Raw genomic sequence first — 17,075 nt, forward strand, 5'->3', positions numbered from 1 at the left:
GAACCGGCCGCACCCGCTACGCGGTCCCGGCCCACAGCGTGACGGTCCTGCCCGCTCCGGCGGGCAGGCCGGCCGGAGCGGGCAGGACCGTCACGCTGTGGGCCGGGACCGCGTAGCGGGTGCGGCCGGTTCCTCCGGTCTCGCGCGGACGGGAGGTTCGAAGGACGTCGACGGTGATCCGTCCCGTGGGGCTGAAGCTCTGGACGACGCCTTCCACCATCTCGGTCGAGTGGGCGCTGCGGCCCCACTTGCGGGGGAAGAGGACGTGGGCGTGGTGCGTGATCGGGGTTCCTCGCCAGTCGAGCATCAAGGCCATGGGTTACCTCCTGTGTGTTCGGGTCGGGCGGGGTGCCAGTCCCCGCCCGGGGTGCGGGGGTGGGGCGGCGAGCCCCACCCCCGCGGGTGGTTGTCCGCTCAGGAGAGGCGGACGTGCATCAGCAGGTGCTTGTAGCCCTGGCCAGCCATCTCGGGGCCGTCGGTGAAGAGTCCGGGCTTGCTGATCTGCCCGTTCTTCGTCTCGCCCAGGTGCAGGGTGATGGTGTCGCCGGTGAACGTGCCGAGCGCGTCCAGCAGGAAGCCCGGGTTGAAGGCGGCGAGGCCGCCGCGCAGGCCTTCGCCGGTGCCGTGGGTGATGGTCGTCGGGATGGACATGCCCTTGGTTCGGGCCTCGCCTTCGGCTGTGTCCAGACGGGGGGCGAGCGTGAGGTTTCCGTCGGTGTCCCAGGCGAACATCACGGGGATGTTCTTGAGCCCCTTGGCGTTCAGGACGGCCTGGCACTTCTTGACGGCCCGGACGGTCGTGGCGCGGTCGAGCCGGACCGACGTTTCGCACGTCTTGGGGAACAGCGACTTGTACTTGGGGAGGCTGCCGTCCAGTGAGCGCATCGTGATGGTGATGGCGTCCAGCGACAGCGTGGCGCGGGGAGTGGGCCAGGTGGCCACGGGGTCCCCTTCGGCGTGGTTGTCTTCGAGGATGCCGATGCCCACGGGCCCGTCGTGGCTCTTCAGCCGCTTGGCCAGGGCGGAGAGGGTGTCGGCAGGGATGAGCGCGGCCAGCGGCTTCTCCGGCGGCTGCACGGTGGCGGTGACGGGGACTTCCGCAACGGCGAAGCGGTAGCGGTCCGTGGCCACCATGGTGAGCGTCTCACCGTCCAGCGTCACCTGGATGCCGTTGAGTACGGGCAGTGTCCAGTCGCGGCACGCTGCGGGCAGGACCCTGTTGAGCTGGGCGAGGAAGGTCTGCGCGTCCATGGTGGCCATGGCGGGCACGGCTTCCAGCGGCTGGGTGTACTCGTGGATGTCGTGCGTGGTGATGGGCACCGTGAGGTGCTCGGTGGCCAGCAGGTCTCCGGCGAGCGAGACGCGGGTCTGGGCCGCGACGGCCTTGGTCTCCCCGGCGACCATGGCCGCGAGCGTCTTCTTCAGCTCCGGGAAGTCGAGGAGCGAGGAGCCCTTCCCGGCGGGCGTGGCGGCCGGGACCATGACCGACACGGCGGTGTCGAAGTCGTAGGCGCTGAAGGCGATGCGGTTGCCGCCGGTCTCGATCAGCACACCGCGCTGAGCGGGCGGCTGCGCCTTCGGGGCAATTCCGAATTCAGCGAAATTCAGAGCGTCGATGATCTCAGCGTGAATTCCCGCGAAGTTCGCGGACGGCTTTACGGGCTCCTTTTCCTCCTTCTTTGCTGCGGTGGAGGTAGCGACCTGCGTTTCGGACGTGGTCATGGCTCTCCCTGGAGAGTGAGATGTGGATTCGGCTTGTTGACCGGCTGCCACCGCCGACCAACAAGACAACTATACCATGCATCACTCACAATCAGGGCTGGTCAGACGCTCCAATCGGCCCAAACTTCAACGGAATCGAGGAGTTGGGCGGCCACGGTCCGTCCCGGGACGCGAAGGAGCCGGCGGCCTTGCGGCCGCGCCCACGGCGCCGCTGCGTCGTTGGACGGGTATGACCAGCAGCACGGAGCAGATCCCGGCGAAACGGCCGCCCTGGATCTGATGCGCGGGTATCTCGCCGCGGACCCGGACGCCATCGCGGCCGTTGCGGCGGCGGGCGCCGTGTGCCCGACCACGGCCGCCTACCGCCCCCGCTCCTGCTGGACGCAGTCGTCAGGGATTCTTCTCGGCCTCGCGGGCCGCAAGGTTCTGTCGAACGGTGCGTTCCAGTCCGCTGCCGGGACGGTAGTACACGTGCCGTGTGGCTGCGAGGATCTGCAGTTTGTTCATGACGTCTCTGCCCTCGTCGAGTAGCACGCCCTGGGCGTGTTCGCGGCCGAGGGTCAGCAGATGCTTGGGACCGAGCGGGATCACCATGGTGGTCGCGTTGCCGAGCGCCACTCCGTAGATCCGAGTTCCTTGGTCCATCCGAAGGGTCTGGGCCGGGGTGTCTCCTATGAGCAGTTCTCCGGATACAGGAGTGTGGATCTCCAGGCCAGCGGCGGCTATGCGGTCGCTGACCTTCTTGAACATCTCTTCCATGCGGATGCGCAGCAGGGCGCCGCTCTCGAAGAGTTCGTCCGTCGGACGCAGCAGTTCGTCGGTGATGTGTTCCAGCCCTTGCCCACCTGTCAGGTGGAGGCCAAACTCCTGCAGTGCTGCGGCCCGGATGAGCTCCTGGCCTGAGGTAAGGAACCAGTGCCTGCTGTGTGCACGAAAGTCGTTGTAAATCCGCGCGAATGCGTCTCTGTAGAAGTACGAACGTACCCAGTGCAGCGCGATGAGGTCACGGAGGACAGGAAGGTGCTCGGGCTCGTCGAAGAGCCTGCCGGCATCGAGGGAGGTAAACGCGCGGGGCAGGTTCTGTTCGGTGCGGGCCCAGATGGCTTCCAGGGTTCCAGAGGCGAAGGGCACGAAGTCTTGCACCCAGCCGCATCCGGCCGGCCCCTTCAGCTTGTGCGGCTGGTGGGGATGGCGGAGGTCGAACGGGTAGAGCTGGGGACCTGCTCCGCGTGAACCGGGGGCGGTGAACCGCTTGAGGAGAACTCGGGACACGAGGTGCTGGCGATGCACGGGCCGCCCCGGCGTGTGTTCCAACTCCCGGACCCGGGACCAGAAGGGGTCCGAGGCCGTGCCCCGTGCGTCTGGACTTCTCACCATGCCACAAGAGTCCCAGAGGCGACCGACAGCGGAAACGGAATTCAATGGCCGTCAGGTCCGCACGGGGTCGCGGCGGCACAGCCCACGTCGTCGGTACGACGATGACGATGCAGGCTGTGCAGCCCCGACGTGGCCTCACTCGGTATAGACGATCTGCAGGCCGTACACGCGCCCGTCCACTACGTACCCCGGTGCCATGAGAAAGGAAGCCACCGCATGCGGACTGCAAGCAGGCCACGCCTCCTGGCGTTCGGGCGCGAGCCGCCTTCCTACCGTGAAGCTGAAATCCCACTCGTGACGCAGTCCGGCGGCCCGAATGTCGGCCGCCAACTGGGAGACCTGCGCGTGAAGGGACTGCAGCGACGCCTCGATGTATCCGTCGGGGTCCACGAATCCGAGGGTCCTCATGATGCTGCGGGGGGTAGCGGGGATCTCGGCGAAGAGAAGCGGGCTCAGCTGCCCCACGAGGTAGGGCGCCCTTTGGGGTCGGTTCTTCGCCCACAGCTCACCGCATCGCTCGGCGTAGCGGCGGGCAAACGGGTGAATGTCCTGTTCGATGAGCCTCTTCGTACGCTGAGCAAGGGCTTGGTGATCGCTGTGCTGAGGTCCCGCTAGATCTGTACGGCTATTCATGGAGGCCGCGAGTACCGTGCTCAGCTGCCGTTCGAGGCGATCGATGCGCCGGCGTAGCTCGGTGTGCTCACGTTCCCCGGCCGCTCGCCCCTTTTCCAGTTGGCTGATTCTCTCGTGGGCCTGCTCCAGCAGAACTCTGCAGTCGGGCTCTGCCCACTGTGGCCACGACGCGGGTTGTTGGTGAGGGTGGCTGAACACCGTGGCTCCCGACTTAGTAGTTGGAGTGGAAGCGGACTTGTGCAGCCACGGGCTCCCCACCTTGGATGAGTTCGGCGCGCACCTTGATCTCGGTCTCCCCGAACTTCATGTAGAGCCGGGCGCCACGTTCCTTGCGAGGGAATCGCATCACCGGAGCGAGGTCCACGATCGCGACGGCCAGCTTGTCGCAGCCAGCATCTGTGACGTAGCGGGGGTCGGCTTCGGACGTGGCGAAGATGCGGAAGGCGAGCTTGTCAGCCGTGTCGGTGAGCGGGACATATTCGTGCGCTACCTCGGCGTCCGAAGGCACGGATTCACCGGACCGGACGAAGATCGAGAAGCGGTCTCGGCAGAAGTTTTTGCCTTCATCGGTGATGAAGCGCTTGTTCTCGGGGTCCACGCCTTCTTCGAAGGGCTCACTGGACTGGGCACCGTAGGTGAATCGGCTACGGCGGGCCCGGGTTTGAGGGTCGTAGCAGAAGTGGACGGCGCCGTACAGGACGGCGATGTCGGGGTTGGGAGGGACCAGAATCGTGGTCCGCTCCCCGAAGCGCTCTTTGACTGCCTGCTGGAGGTACGGAGAGTTGCTGAACCCGCCGACGAGCACGATGACGTCGGGGGCGGTGTTCTCACCACGGCTGGCGTCCATCTCTGCCAGCTGCGTTTCGATGAGGGCCAAGGTGCCCGGGACGACTGTGTCGAAGAGAGCATGGAGCTGAACAGGGGTGAGGACGATCGAGTCGTCGACCTTGTTCTGACGCCTGGCCAGGCGCTTGCGGCCCTCAAGGCCGAGGAGGCGGTCGATAGCGGTCGGGAGGAGAAGTTCGACGTCCTTCTCGTGGTCAAGCTTGACGCTTGCCTTCGCGCGTTCCCACTGATCCATGAGGTTGACCAGAGCATCGGGGCATTCCTGACGGATCGCTTCGAGGGCGTCAGGGCCGCCCAGGCGCTCGACGAGGTAGTCGTTCTCAAGCTTGCGGTTCAGGAAGTCGGAGCCTAGGCGGTCGCCGAGCGCGCGGCCGATCTCGGTCATCTTGCCGTCGGCGTCGTTCTGATAGGCGGTGATGTCGACGGTGCCTCCTCCGCAGTCGACGACCATGAAGCGGGCCCCCGACTCCATGAGTCGGCTGTTGCCTCCCGTCAGGCGTGCGTAGTGAGCGGCAGCCTCGGGTTCGAGGGAGAGCAGCACTCGCCCGTCCTCCCCAGGCAGGCCTGCGTTCTTGAGGATGTCCCGGATGATCGACTTCTGGTAGTCCGACCAGCAGGCCGGGACAGTGACCGTCCAGCGGATGTCGTCCTCGTCGTAACCGCTGGCCATGATTTGCTTCAGGGCCTTGTCGACGACCTGCCGCAGCAGGAGAGTCAGCAGGAAAGCCGTCCGCCGGTCGGAGAGCGGGCCACCCTGAGGTGCCCAGGGCGGGGCAAGATCGTCCGCCTCCTCGGTATCTGGCGTGCTGTCGCCTTCTTCAGACGGCATTGATTGGCTTGTCGCTTCGGTACTGGGCTGGGCTCCGAGGTCCATCTTGAAGCCGCTGTGGTACTTCGCTCCGGTATGCCTCAGTGTGGCGCCCTGCGTCTGCCAGGTCCTCAGGGCGTCGTAGCCCCAGGCGATGAGGTTGTCGTTCGCGTCCAGGAGGAGGGCGGAGAGGTTCTTGGCCGTCGGGACAGGTGCCGATTCCCACTGGTTGAAGAAATGGATCTTTCGAACTTGAGGGTCGTCATTGTCTGCGGAGACGGCAGAGAAGCCGAAGCCGATTCCGTGAGTGCCCAGATCGATCGCAGCAACGATTCGTGGTTCGAACACGGTGGATCCTTTCCGTGAGCCCGTTGGTGTCGAAGACCGTCGATTCGTGCTTGCGGTCGGCAACGGGCCGGTGAGGCCTAGTTCTTCCAGACCCGGTCCCGCTGGATCAATGCCGCTGCTGACGGGAGGGGCGCGATCCACTCGGAGGTAGCAACCTCGCTGTGCAGTTCCGCACACCCCCTGTGCAAATCTGCACACTCGCCCGGACGACTCACAGTTCTCGGCGAGGGGGGGCGGTGCGAAGCGTCCTACTCTTCGCACATGAATGACGACCACCCACGCCCAGCGGGGCCGGAAGTACCAATGCGCGTGGTCATCGCGGTACCGCCCCCGCGCGTGGCCCTGGATGCCGCTCTGGCCAGGGAGAAGCTCAGGGAGTACCGGGTCGTATGCGAGAGCAGGAACTCTCTCATCCATGCGGCGAAGCAAGCGGGCCTGAGCGAGGTAGAGATCGCCGAGCTGTCCGGGCACTCCCGTAATACCGTGCGCGCTGTACTCAAGCAGAGCGCATAGCGTCACCTCCTGGGCAGCCGGCGGTGCGGGGCATATCCCGTACTGCTTTCGGTAGATCCCGGTGCGCGTGCGCCCGGGGCACGACAGCCTGTGGTCGCGGGCCGGCCGACCGCGTACTCGCCGGGGAAGGGTTGATCGTCATGGACAGGGTGCTCAAGGCGTTGAGGGCCGCGCACGAGGGGATGGTGGGCGTGCTGCTCGCCGACGGTACCGAGCCGGGCCCGGTCTACTTCGACGTCGGCAGCGGCCCGAACATGCCTTCATCATGTGAGTGGCATGCCTACGACGGCCGACGCGGCCGCCCCCGGGCCGCGGTCCTGCGGGGCACCTGCTCGTGCGGGTGGCGGGGCGCGGCCGAGTACCCCCTCGACTGGGCCATCCTCCCCGGCGACCAGCCACTGCGGGAGGCGGATGTGGACCTGTCCGGGCCGATCGCGGACTACGAGGCGCACCTATCGGTGATCCGCGACGGTTCCGTGCCGCTACCCGCTGAACTGACCGAGCTCCTTGCCGAACTCGTCCGCCGCCTCGACGTCCTGGTTGTCGAAGAGCCGCTGGTCGTGCTCACGCGCGCACGGTGGCCAACTCGGCCACGCCTCACGGGATCAAAGTAGGGAAAAGTGCTACAGGCACCCCCGCCTCGGCGTAGCCTGCGGGAATCACCGCAGGTGGGCCGGGGCGGCCTGTAGTGCGGCGGAGGTGTCATGGGTGGGGACCCGCGTGTGTCAGCAACGGTGGGCGATCATGGGCGAACGGGGGTGCCTGATCCGTACGGTGAGCAGGCTCTACTGACCCCCGGCATGGCGAAAGGCTATGACGCCGTGCCTAGCGAGGAACGGCAGCGGCTGCGGCGATATCTCGAAGAGGTGGTCGCCGCCCGTCGCGCACCGGTGCACACCACCGTCGCCTTTAACGCCGTGTACTTCGGGTACGACCTCAACGGCGACGGCTACGGTGGCAGCCCGCTCCGCCTCGACGACTTCCCCGTCATCTCCCTCGGCGAATGCGCTCCTGCGCTACCGGTCGGTGCCATGGTGTGTGTGGCCACGGGATCGGACCCGCTCTACGCAGAGATTGTCCACCGCGAGGGCGCGCACCCGGAGATCGGGCCGCTCGGGGATGTCCCGGCATGGGTGTCCGGGGCGCCTGCCGGCGCCGAGGGCCCGGGCAGGCCCGCGGGTGGCTTCGCTCTCCGCCGCCGTGAGCTCTTGGTCCCGGATCTCGATGCCTTCGGCCCGGCCCTGCGCCTGTCACAGACCCAGCTCCGACGCCTGCGCACGCGCCGGCGTCGGCTCAACGAGGACGGGCATGTCATCGTCGACGTCACCTACTCGTCCCCTGAAGCAGCTCGGCAGGACGACGTATCGGCCTACGCGGACCACCTCCTGACCACCGCGCGCGAGCAGCTGCTCAGCCCCTTCGTGCCCGTGTCCCTCGCCGAACTCGTGGGCGGCACGGACGAGGATCTGCTGCGGGCAGGACTGCTCGGCCTGCTCGACACGGTGCGGGCCGTCCTCCTCTCCAGCGCCTCGCTGCGCACATGGGGCCACTACGCCGTGACCCGGGCCTCCCTCGCGGAGTGCTGGGGAGATACCGGCCCGCTGGGCGGCGACGACCTCAGGTCTCTCGCGGCCGCGATAGAACACGCGGCGACGCCGGCGAGGCGGCGCCACGGCCTTACCACGTCGGTCACGGCGTACACGGCAGTTGGACCGCGGCTGCGCCAGGTGCCCGGCGCGGGGGGACTGCTCGCGGGAGTGGGGTACGCCGCGGCGGTGTGCCGGGCGAACTTGACGCTCGCCGATGTCGTCCGAGGGGACAGCGAGCAGGGTCTGTTCGAGAACGGCTGCCGTGTCACGCTCGACGACGCCTTTGAAAGCGGTGGTATCTGGAGGTCGCTTTATCCCGGCGGGTCAGAACTTGCCGGTGACCCTCTGACACCGACAGGGCGTGGCTGGGCATCGACGCTCCCCACAGCGCTGGAGCAGCAAGATGGGACGGAGCCGGAAGCGGACGTCGACCCGGTCGATCAGCCCTTGGCCGACGCCACTGACCTCGGCGACTCGGAACTCCTTCGGGACGATGCCGAGGAGGTCGTGTGGCGCTCGCCCCTGCGGCTTGCCCACCTCATGGACGGCTGGTTCCCGTTGCACCCGCACGTCCTGAGCGAACTTCGCCGGTCGCACGGTCCGAGCCTCAGGGCACGCTTGGAACTCGACCACGCCGGCCGGACTGGGAACGCGCAGCGGGCGGGGCAGGACGTCACTGCCGAGCTCGGTGGCGCATCGGGCCGGCTGACGGGCATTGTCTGGCCCGACGACTTCTTTCCCGGCGTGTTCCTGGAGCTGTGCTGGCCTCGCGGTGGGACGGTGATCCGGGCGGCCACGATGCGGCTCAAGGAGACGCTGCAGGTCGACGAACGTGTGATCGGGCACTGCTACGACCCCCGCGTCCTGACCAGGGAGGACGCCCCGGGCAGCCACCGCCATGGCGACAGCGCGCTCGGTCTGGGCCCGCGGGAGCTGGTGATGCGCGCCGTGCGCCGCTGCGGGCTGCTGACTCTGGACGGCCATGCGCTGCTGGACCGCTCCGTCCTGCCGAACGCGGCCTACGGGCGCCAGCCGGCGCGATTGCAGGCAGCTGTCCTGGAAGCGGCGGTGGCGGAACTCCTGGCGGAGCGACGCCTGGAGTCCGCCCTGGGCAGCCGGGACGCCTGGGGCCAGCCGCACTACCCGGCCCGCGACGGACAGCCCGGCATCCCGCTCATCGGCTATCGCCCTTTGCGGCGGCGGGTGATACGTCCGTGGGGTGATGCGGAACCGGAGGGTTCTGGGCTTGTGCCCCTCCAGTTCGTCGCCGGCCACCTGCGGCGCCTTCGGCCGGGTTGCTCGCCCAGTCCAGTGCAGCGAGCGGCGTTCCGCGACTACTGCCGCAGGCTCGGCAAGGCGGACGGCTGGGAACTTCCTTACGGCTACACGTTCGTCACTGAGCACATCCGCGGCCGCTGAGCGGCGCATGCACGCGTCCCGGCCGTACCCCGCTCTCTCCATCCATTTCGGCTCGGCGTCAGGCGAGCCGATCCTGCACCACCAGCCGTAGAAACGGAGTAGGCGTACATGCACGACCGCTACAACGTCATGACGGGGCAGCCGCTGTCGCCGCCGGCCGTCTCAGCCAAGGACCTCGAAGGATTGGCCGCTGCGCTCAACGCCTTGGAACACCCGCTCGGCGCCATAAACGAACTCACGCCGGACATGGTGGAACTCGCCTTCAACTCCCTGCGGCCCGGGAACAGGCAGAAGCTGCTCGGTAGCCTGGGCATCCGCATGGCGGCCCCGCGACGGGCGGGTAGGGCGCTGTGTCAGGACATTCTCGCCCGGCTGCGGCGCGACGCCAGGCAGCACAAGTGCCGCTGCGGCATCAGGGACCTCACGGCCACCGTGTCGGACCAGATCTGCGAGGTCGTCTTCGCCTCGGAGGGTAAGACTGTCTCCGATCCCGCTTCCCGATGGGGTGCGACGCTGCTGCGGACCACGGTGTTCGCCTGGTGCCAGGCCTCCGTCGTCCATGCATATGTCCTCGCGTGGGCGGCCGACCAGGGCTGGTTCACAGAGACGGCCGACGAGGAGGAGTCCCTACGCCTGGCAGCCGTGGCCGATGAGGCTCGGTCCGTCGTAGCGGCGTATCCGGATCTCGACTGTATACGGAAGGGCTTCGAGCGGCTGCCGACGGGAGACGGTAAGGGCGAGGCGGCCACTGTCGCCGACAGGCGGGATAGTAGTGAGGGCGACTTCGACAGTGCAGTGTCCGGCCCCGTAGCCCTTCAGGGCGCCGCCGTGACCGCGGCCGAAGGGGCTGGCGCCGAGGAGGGGACGGACCCGGAAGCAGTCTGCCGGCAGCTGGAATCGGCCCTCCTGGTGGCCCGACGAGCTGCGGAGAACGTGATCGGAGTTCTGGCGGACGGCTGCCCTCCGCGCGAGGAGGATGTGGCCGCGCTGGGCGCGCTGAGCTCCCGCTTCGACTTGGCAGACTCGGTTTTCCGGGCAGTGGGGATGACCGGGGTGCCTCGCCGCCTTGAGGACATGGCACAGGCCGCGCGCGAGTACCAAAGGGGACGCGACCACGATGCCAGAGCGCGGGAGGCGCTGCGGGGGCTGCTGGATGTCGCGGGCCTGCCGGACAGCGCCCCCGCCGATGTCGCCGCCGAGGCCGTGCGAGCAGCGGCCGGCCGCCTGCTGGAGGCAGCGGTCTGGGGGCAGGAGCAACAGCAGGAGGGCGCCGCTCTCGCCGACCTGGCACGGCTGCTCCGGAAGGGGCGACAGGCGTACGAGGCGACGGAGATCCTGGCCCTGCAGGACCAGATGGTGCGGGTGCTACCCGCCTGTGCCATGGCGGTGGTTGTCGCCGATCACCTGGTCCTTGCGCAGCCAGAGGAGAGCGCGGAGCCGGCTGAGGGGAAGGCAATGCGGGTGCCGGTGACCGCGCAAGGCGCTGTCGAGGCTTCCGGTGAGTCCGCCGCTGGCAGCACGACGACGGAGCGCGCCGTACTGGTCGCCGAGCAGACGGACGGGCGCCCGGCCGGGCGACCCGGAGACCGCGCCAGCGAGGGACGCCAGCCCCGCGCCGTCCCGGCATCGGAAGCGCTTGCCGCGAAGCCGACGGCCGACCGAGCCGACACCGACCAGGCGTCGGCCGGGGCGTCCGCCGACGAGCCAGCGGCATCCGCCGCAGATCCGGAAGCAACACTCGCGGCTGCGCCCGCCCCGGTGCCTGCCGCCGCGCCCGCCGCGCTTTCCGAGCTTGCTGCGGCGGCGTCCCGCGACACGGAGGTTCACGCTGCGGAACTGGCCCCGCAGACTAACGCCGACGAGGCGGAGTCCGACGAGGCGGAGTCCGACGAGGCAGCGGCGGAAACCGTGTTGACGCACCTGGTCGTGCAACGGCGCTTCGGGCTCGCCCACCGAGTGGCGAGCGCCGCCGGGCACCCCGAGCCGCAGGTGGCGGCGCTCCGTCTGGCCGGCGCCGCCGGGCTGCTGACGCCCGGTGACAGCCGGGGCGCCAGGCTGACAGCCGACCTGCTCCAGCAGTACGGCGGGTACGCCGGCCGGGACGCGGAAGGCAGCGAACTCGTCCTCCTGCCCGCCCTGCTGCGCACGGCGCTGATCACCGGGGACCATCTGGCCGGCGCCCAGCTGAAGGCCCTGGCGCCCCGGCTGCCGGAACGGCTCGCGGAGGCCGCGACCGCGGTCGCCGACCGCGCCCTCAGCGGCGCCCTCATGACGGCCTCGCCGCTGGCGGTCAGCGCCGACGTCTCCGGGGCGGAGGCCCGGCTGCGGGAGCTGCTGGAGGGGTGCCGTGCCCTGCTCGTGCCGCCGAGGCTCCGCTTCGCGCGGGCGACGGAGATCGCGAAGCGGTGGCTTGCCAACGACGGCCTCCTCGGATCGCTGCTGGCGACGGTGGCCGCTGACGACCGCGATGGGGCGGCCCAGGTGCGCGAGCAAACCGAGCGCCTGTCGAAGCTGCCCGAGATAAACAACGAGATCGACCGCATGGACCGCAAACACCGCTCGCCCAGCGGCAAGCCGCTGCAGGGCTCCGGTCGGCAGGACCTGGTGCACCTCGTGGAGCGGGCAGTCGTCCTGGCGAAGGAGTGGTGTCTGGCGGTCGACACCATCCGCCGGGGTGATCGCTCGGACGACAACCGGGTCGTCAAGGAGGTCTCTTCCTTGCGCCGTTCCCTGTTGGACGGCCGCGAGGCGGTATTGAACGAACTGAAACAGCTGGCCCGGAGCTCTGGCGCCGTCAACGGTGCGACCGCCTGGGCGGCCCACGCGTCGATGGAAGAGCTATTCGACCTGCTGGCCGGCAAGGCCGCTACCCCGCCTCCCGGAAGCCCGGTCGACCCGGAACTCGTGCTGGACGCGGAACTGCTCAAAGTGTGCAACGGCCGGAACGAGCGTCCGCCGCTCGCCCGGCTGCTCGCGGCAGTCGGCCGGAGCTGGCAGGACGCCTTCGCCGAGCGGCTCGCCCACGACGCCTTCGCCTCGGCGCGCACGCTCGTCGAGCTGGCGGAACGAGGACTGCTGCCCGGGGCGCAGCCGGGGGAGTTTTCGGCTCCCGCGGCGGCCGAGATCGACGCCCGGGCGGCCTTGCGGCGTACGGAGCTGCGCGGCCAGCACCAGGAGCTCGTGGCCGAACTGCACCGCGCCCAGGCCGACGGAGCCGTGACCGACGACCAGGACCTGCGCCTGCAGGAACTTCTCGCCGACGCCGTCAGGCTGCTCGACGACACCGGCGGTGACGACCTCGTTGACGTACGGCGGGCACTCGACACCGTACGGGGTGACCTGCCCGACTTCCGAAAGCAGGCGGCTGACCGCATCCGAGCCCGCCTCGACGCTCTGGACGTCAGCCAGGAGCTGCGCGCACAGGTCCTGAGGCACCTAGGCACTGGGGGCCTGGCCACGGCCGCGGACCTGGTCTACTTCCTGGAGATCGGCGAGGACGTTCCGGAGATCGACGGAGGCGAGTCCCTCCTGACCGACTTCTTCCCGGCCGTGCCCGACGGCCTGCCGAAGGGCATCAACCGCGCCCTCATCGACCTCGTCCGGTCCGGCGGTACGCACCAGGACATCCCCGTCCTGGACTACAGCGCCCTCTCCACCGACGAAGCGGCCCTGGCGGCGGACGCCCTTGATGGGTGGCGGGCGCTCGCGGACACCGAGCCGAAGGACCGGCTCGACGTGGCCGCGAGCCGGCAACTGCCACCACTCCTCAAACTCCTCGGCTACGACGTCAAGAGCGCTCGGCCGCTCGACGCGCAATCCTCGCACCGACACCGGCGCGAATTCCGCCTCTTCGAGGCGACCGGGGTGGAGATCAACGGCAGGGCGAAGGCGCCCGCTTTCGGCTCGCAGATCGGCGAGCAGGGCGCCACCCTCCCCGTGCTCATGGTCTGGGGCCGCCCGCCTGCCAAGGTCGTCATGAGCCTGGCGGAGCGCGACACCAGCGGGACGGGTCTCCTCGTCGTCTACTTCGGCACGATCAGCCGCGAGCACCGCGTCGAGTTGGCCGTCGGCTCCGGCCAGTTGCAGCCGCTCCTGGTCGTCGATGACGCGGCCATGGCGTACCTCGCCGCCCGCGGCAACCGCCAGGTCAGCGCGGCCACGCAGACTCTGCTGCCGTTCTCCAGCGTCAACCCGTACATCAGGGAGAAGCGCGGCCGGATTGGCGGCGAGATGTTCTACGGCCGGGACGCCGAACGCAACAGCATCATCAAACCGCACGGCACCCAGGTCATCTTCGGCGGCCGAGGCCTGGGCAAGTCAGCCCTGCTCGCGGATGCCGGGGAGAAGTTCGTCGAGCAGCGTCCGGGCTACCACCGGGTGGTGTACGTCAACCTCGACCAGGAGAACATCGGCAAGGGCAGCTCGCTGGGTCTGCGGGCGCTGTGGAGCGTCCTGGACAGGAAACTGGCCGAGGCTCAGGTGACCTCCGGTCGGCCCCAGGGCGGTAGGTCACGACAGGACATCTCGGAGCGCGTGTGCGAGATCATCCGTTCCTGGACCGGTGAGGACTCGCGCCGCCGTCTGCTGATCCTGCTCGACGAGTGCGATCAGTTCTTCGAGGCGGACGCCCCCCGCTTCGAGCAGACGAAGAAGCTCAAGGGCATCGGGCACGACACCAAGGACCACGCCAAGGTTGTCTTCGCCGGGCTGCACTCAGTGCAGCGGTTCTCCAAACTCGCCAGCAACGGGCCGTTCGGGCACCTCGCGCAGACCCCCACGGTGATCGGCCCGCTCGCCCCCCAGTCCGCCGCCGAACTGCTGGTCGACCCAATGAGGGCCCTCGGCTTCGAGTTCCAGGACATGGACCTCGTCAACCGGGTACTCGGCTACTGCTCCTACCAGCCGTTCCTTCTGCAGATGTTCGGTCACCGGCTGGTCGAGCTCATGCACCGAAAGCGTGCTCGGCGCGGCGCCGAGGGCCCCCCGTACGCGGTGGAACTGTCCGACATCGAGATCGTGGAGTCGGACGCCGGACTCAGGGACAGCATCTCGGCGGCGTTCAAGGACACGCTGAGCCTCGACCACCGCTATGACGTGATCGCCAACGTACTGGCGTACCACGCCCGTCATCGCGGCCTCGAAGCGCGTTTGAGCGACGCCGAACTGCGCGAGGAGTGCGAGACGTTCTGGCGCAAGGGCTTCGAACAGCTCGACACCGAGGGCTTCCGCGCCTACCTCTCCGAGATGGTGGGCCTGGGCGTCCTCGCTCCCAACCACGACGGCCAGGGCTGGCACCTACGGGGCCCGAACGCCTTGCGCATGATCGGCACCTCCCACGAGGTAGACGCCCGTCTGCTCAGGGCCGAGCAGGAATGCGAGCTCCGGGAGAGCATCGTCCTGGAGGGCCGCCCGGAGCTGCCCGACCACCGACCGGCGCCACTCACCATCACGCAGCTCGACGACCTCCTCGGCGAGCGGTCGAACCAGACGAGGGTCGTCCTCGGTACCACTGCGACCGGTATCGGAGACGTCGACTACACCCTCCGTACGATCGCCGGACGCGTCGCCGACTGGACCCTGCCGCCCGTCGGCCGGCCCAGCGTCTACAAGCAGGAGCTAACGGGCGGCCGCCCCCGGGAGCGGCGGGTCGTTATCAGCGACTTCGCCCGCTATCCGGACGCCCGCCCCGAAGCTCCCCGTCAGGCCCTCGACCTCGCAGAGACGATGCTGCCCTACACACCCGGGGTGACTCGTGCCGTGGTCATCGTGACAGACCCCACCCAGCTGGGACTGTGGCGACCCCTGCTGACGGGCACCGAACCCACCTCGGCTGCTCCTGTGGTGCTGCGCCGGCATGACCGCCGCAGCCTGAGCGGCTGGGCCGAGCTCGTCCAGGAGTTCCACACAGAGGACCGACTGGACCGACTCCACGAGCTCACCGGAGGCTGGCCGCTCCTGGTGGACCGGGCCCACCGTCTCCACGGCGAGCTGGACGACCCGGACGCGGCCCTGCACCGCCTGGCAAACCTGCGCGGGAACCGAGCCGAGGCCCGAACCTTCGCCGAGGCAACGGGGGTGTTCACGGACCCACTGATCGCAACGGGCTACCGCGCCCTCACCGAGCAGTTCGCGGATACCGCATTCGACCTGGAGAGCGCCGTGACCGCCGTGGCGCTCAGTATCGAGGACGAGGACGAGGCCCACTGGATCGTCACGTGCCTGGACGCCCTCCAGGTCTTCGACCGGATCAAGGGTGAGTCCGAGGCCAACCAGATCGGCACCTGCCTTGATGGCCTCCAAGTGCTGAACCGGAACCACCTGCTACGCCTAGAGCCTCTCCTCCGCGAGTGCGTGGCACTGCTGGACTGACACCGACTCGCGCCCTCACCCGCACCGGCCGCTGAGTGGGGGTGAGGCCGAGCACAACCCAGCTTCGGTCGGCGCACCAAGGGTTTAGTACAGCTCTGGAACGCCCGTTCGTGTGGCGGTTCGCGGTTCTGGCGCTCGGCGCGATGGCACGCGCCTCTGCTATCCGCGCCGTGCTGCCGACCGGCCCCCCGGTTATGTTCTTCGCGGTCTTGCAAGTGGGTCCGCTGGCCTCCGAGCCCGGCATGACTGTGTCCCCCTCGCTCAGGCTGGTTGCTCCCGCCGCTGGTACGGCGCGCTCGAAGGGACCCGTACCAGCGGCATAGCAGGTACCACCGGTCAGGGGAGGGCAATAGCGGTTGTGCCGTCAGCCGGCCATGTACCCGTGCCGGGTTGGCCGGGCTGGGTGGTGGAGCCGCTGTCGGCGGGGTCGGCTAGAAGTAGGGCTAGGAGGATGCCGGCGGAGTGCTGGCTGAGGGTGTGGGCTGTCTCCAGGAGCTGTGGGTGGCGGTGGGCTGGCAGGGAGAGGGCGATGCACGCCGCTCGGCCGGGCAGGGAAAGGGGTACGGCGGCGCAGACTTCGCGCATGGAGTATTCGAGCAGGTCGAACTGGCAGGCCTGGGGACCGTGTCCGTCGAGTGCGGCGAAGAGCTGTTGGGGGTCGGTGATGGTTCTGCCGGTGAGAGCGAATGGCTCGTACCGGCTGAGGTGATCCATGCGACCGTCGAAGTCGAGCTGTGCGAGGAGGCTCTTGCCGACGGCGCTGGCGTGCGCGACCTGAGGGAAGGGCACGGCCTCGGTCACCGGCGGGGCCTTCGGTCCGGAGGCTGAGGTCAGCACACGGACCTCGCCGTCGGTGTACTGCGAGTAATAGATGGCCGCGCCGAGACTCTCGCACAAACCGTCGAGGGTGACGGCGAGGAGTTCGTTTGTCCGGCCCGGCATCCGGGCAAGGTCGAGGCGGGGCCCGGTGCGGTGTTCCCCGGCGATGCTGTCGACGAGGTGCTGGCCGCGAAGCCAGTGCAGCAGGTGTGTGGCCGTGGCGAAGCTCAGGCCGGTGCGCCGGGTGAGGTCGCGGGTGGTGATGCCGTCCGTGTTCTCGATGAGGTGGAGCAGCTCGCGAGCTCTGGCCACGGTCTCCCACTGCGGGGGCACCTGCTGGGCCTGGGGCAGGTTGCGCGCCAGGCCCGTGAGCCGTGCCGGCCGCAGGTATCGGGACTCCCACCACGCCTGCTGGTCCGGCCCCGCTGGCCCGTCCTCTTGCGCGGGCAGTGCGACGGGGGTGGTGAGCACCGTCACCGGCGGCCCGGATACTGCGTCTCCCCCGCCTGCCGGTGCCGAGCCGGTCCGGGGCTCGGTGGCAGCGAAACCGCTGGATGCGACGATCAGCGGCCGAAGTGCGGGGCGCGAGGTCCCCGCACGCGAGGGCGGGCGGGGAGCGGCCACCGGTGGGG

At 68.9% G+C, this 17,075-nt stretch carries 9 protein-coding genes; 3 read left to right on the plus strand and 6 right to left on the minus strand.

What is annotated here, in order from left to right; genetic code table 11:
• Positions 1–16 precede the first annotated feature (16 nt).
• The 5 genes from PV721_RS31090 to PV721_RS31110 all read right to left on the minus strand — a co-directional run bounded on the left by PV721_RS31090 (position 17) and on the right by PV721_RS31110 (position 5,734).
• Positions 17–316, minus strand: a complete 300-nt coding sequence (locus tag PV721_RS31090) for a hypothetical protein (RefSeq protein ID WP_319730134.1) — start codon at positions 314–316, stop codon at positions 17–19.
• A 98-nt stretch (positions 317–414) separates the two neighbouring features.
• On the minus strand, positions 415–1,722 hold the full coding sequence (locus PV721_RS31095; protein ID WP_319730137.1) for a DNA polymerase III subunit beta: 1,308 nt from the start codon (positions 1,720–1,722) through the stop codon (positions 415–417).
• Positions 1,723–2,112: 390 nt separating this feature from the next.
• Entirely contained in the window at positions 2,113–3,012 is a 900-nt protein-coding gene (locus tag PV721_RS31100; RefSeq protein WP_319730139.1) for a DUF4238 domain-containing protein, read from the minus strand.
• Positions 3,013–3,234: 222 nt separating this feature from the next.
• Positions 3,235–3,489 (minus strand): hypothetical protein, encoded by a 255-nt coding sequence (locus tag PV721_RS31105; RefSeq protein WP_319730141.1) that lies wholly within the window; start codon positions 3,487–3,489, stop codon positions 3,235–3,237.
• Between the two features lie 454 nt (positions 3,490–3,943).
• Complete coding sequence (locus tag PV721_RS31110) at positions 3,944–5,734, minus strand: Hsp70 family protein (protein WP_319730143.1); 1,791 nt, start codon at positions 5,732–5,734, stop codon at positions 3,944–3,946.
• Positions 5,735–6,387: 653 nt separating this feature from the next.
• On the opposite strand from PV721_RS31110, the gene PV721_RS31115 reads away from it, so the two are divergent.
• The 3 genes from PV721_RS31115 to PV721_RS31125 all read left to right on the plus strand — a co-directional run bounded on the left by PV721_RS31115 (position 6,388) and on the right by PV721_RS31125 (position 15,624).
• Positions 6,388–6,861, plus strand: a complete 474-nt coding sequence (locus PV721_RS31115; protein WP_319730146.1) for a hypothetical protein — start codon at positions 6,388–6,390, stop codon at positions 6,859–6,861.
• Positions 6,862–7,047: 186 nt separating this feature from the next.
• Positions 7,048–9,255, plus strand: coding sequence for a hypothetical protein (locus tag PV721_RS31120; protein WP_319730148.1), 2,208 nt, complete (start codon positions 7,048–7,050; stop codon positions 9,253–9,255).
• 108 nt (positions 9,256–9,363) lie between these two features.
• Positions 9,364–15,624 (plus strand): hypothetical protein, encoded by a 6,261-nt coding sequence (locus PV721_RS31125; RefSeq protein ID WP_319730150.1) that lies wholly within the window; start codon positions 9,364–9,366, stop codon positions 15,622–15,624.
• A 336-nt stretch (positions 15,625–15,960) separates the two neighbouring features.
• Here the strand turns inward: PV721_RS31125 and PV721_RS31130 are convergent.
• The coding region (locus tag PV721_RS31130; protein WP_319730152.1) for an IclR family transcriptional regulator domain-containing protein at positions 15,961–17,075 on the minus strand (1,115 nt) is incomplete at its 5' end.

Origin of the sequence: Streptomyces sp. MB09-01, assembly GCF_033794505.1 — a bacterium.
Lineage (GTDB): Bacteria > Actinomycetota > Actinomycetes > Streptomycetales > Streptomycetaceae > Streptomyces.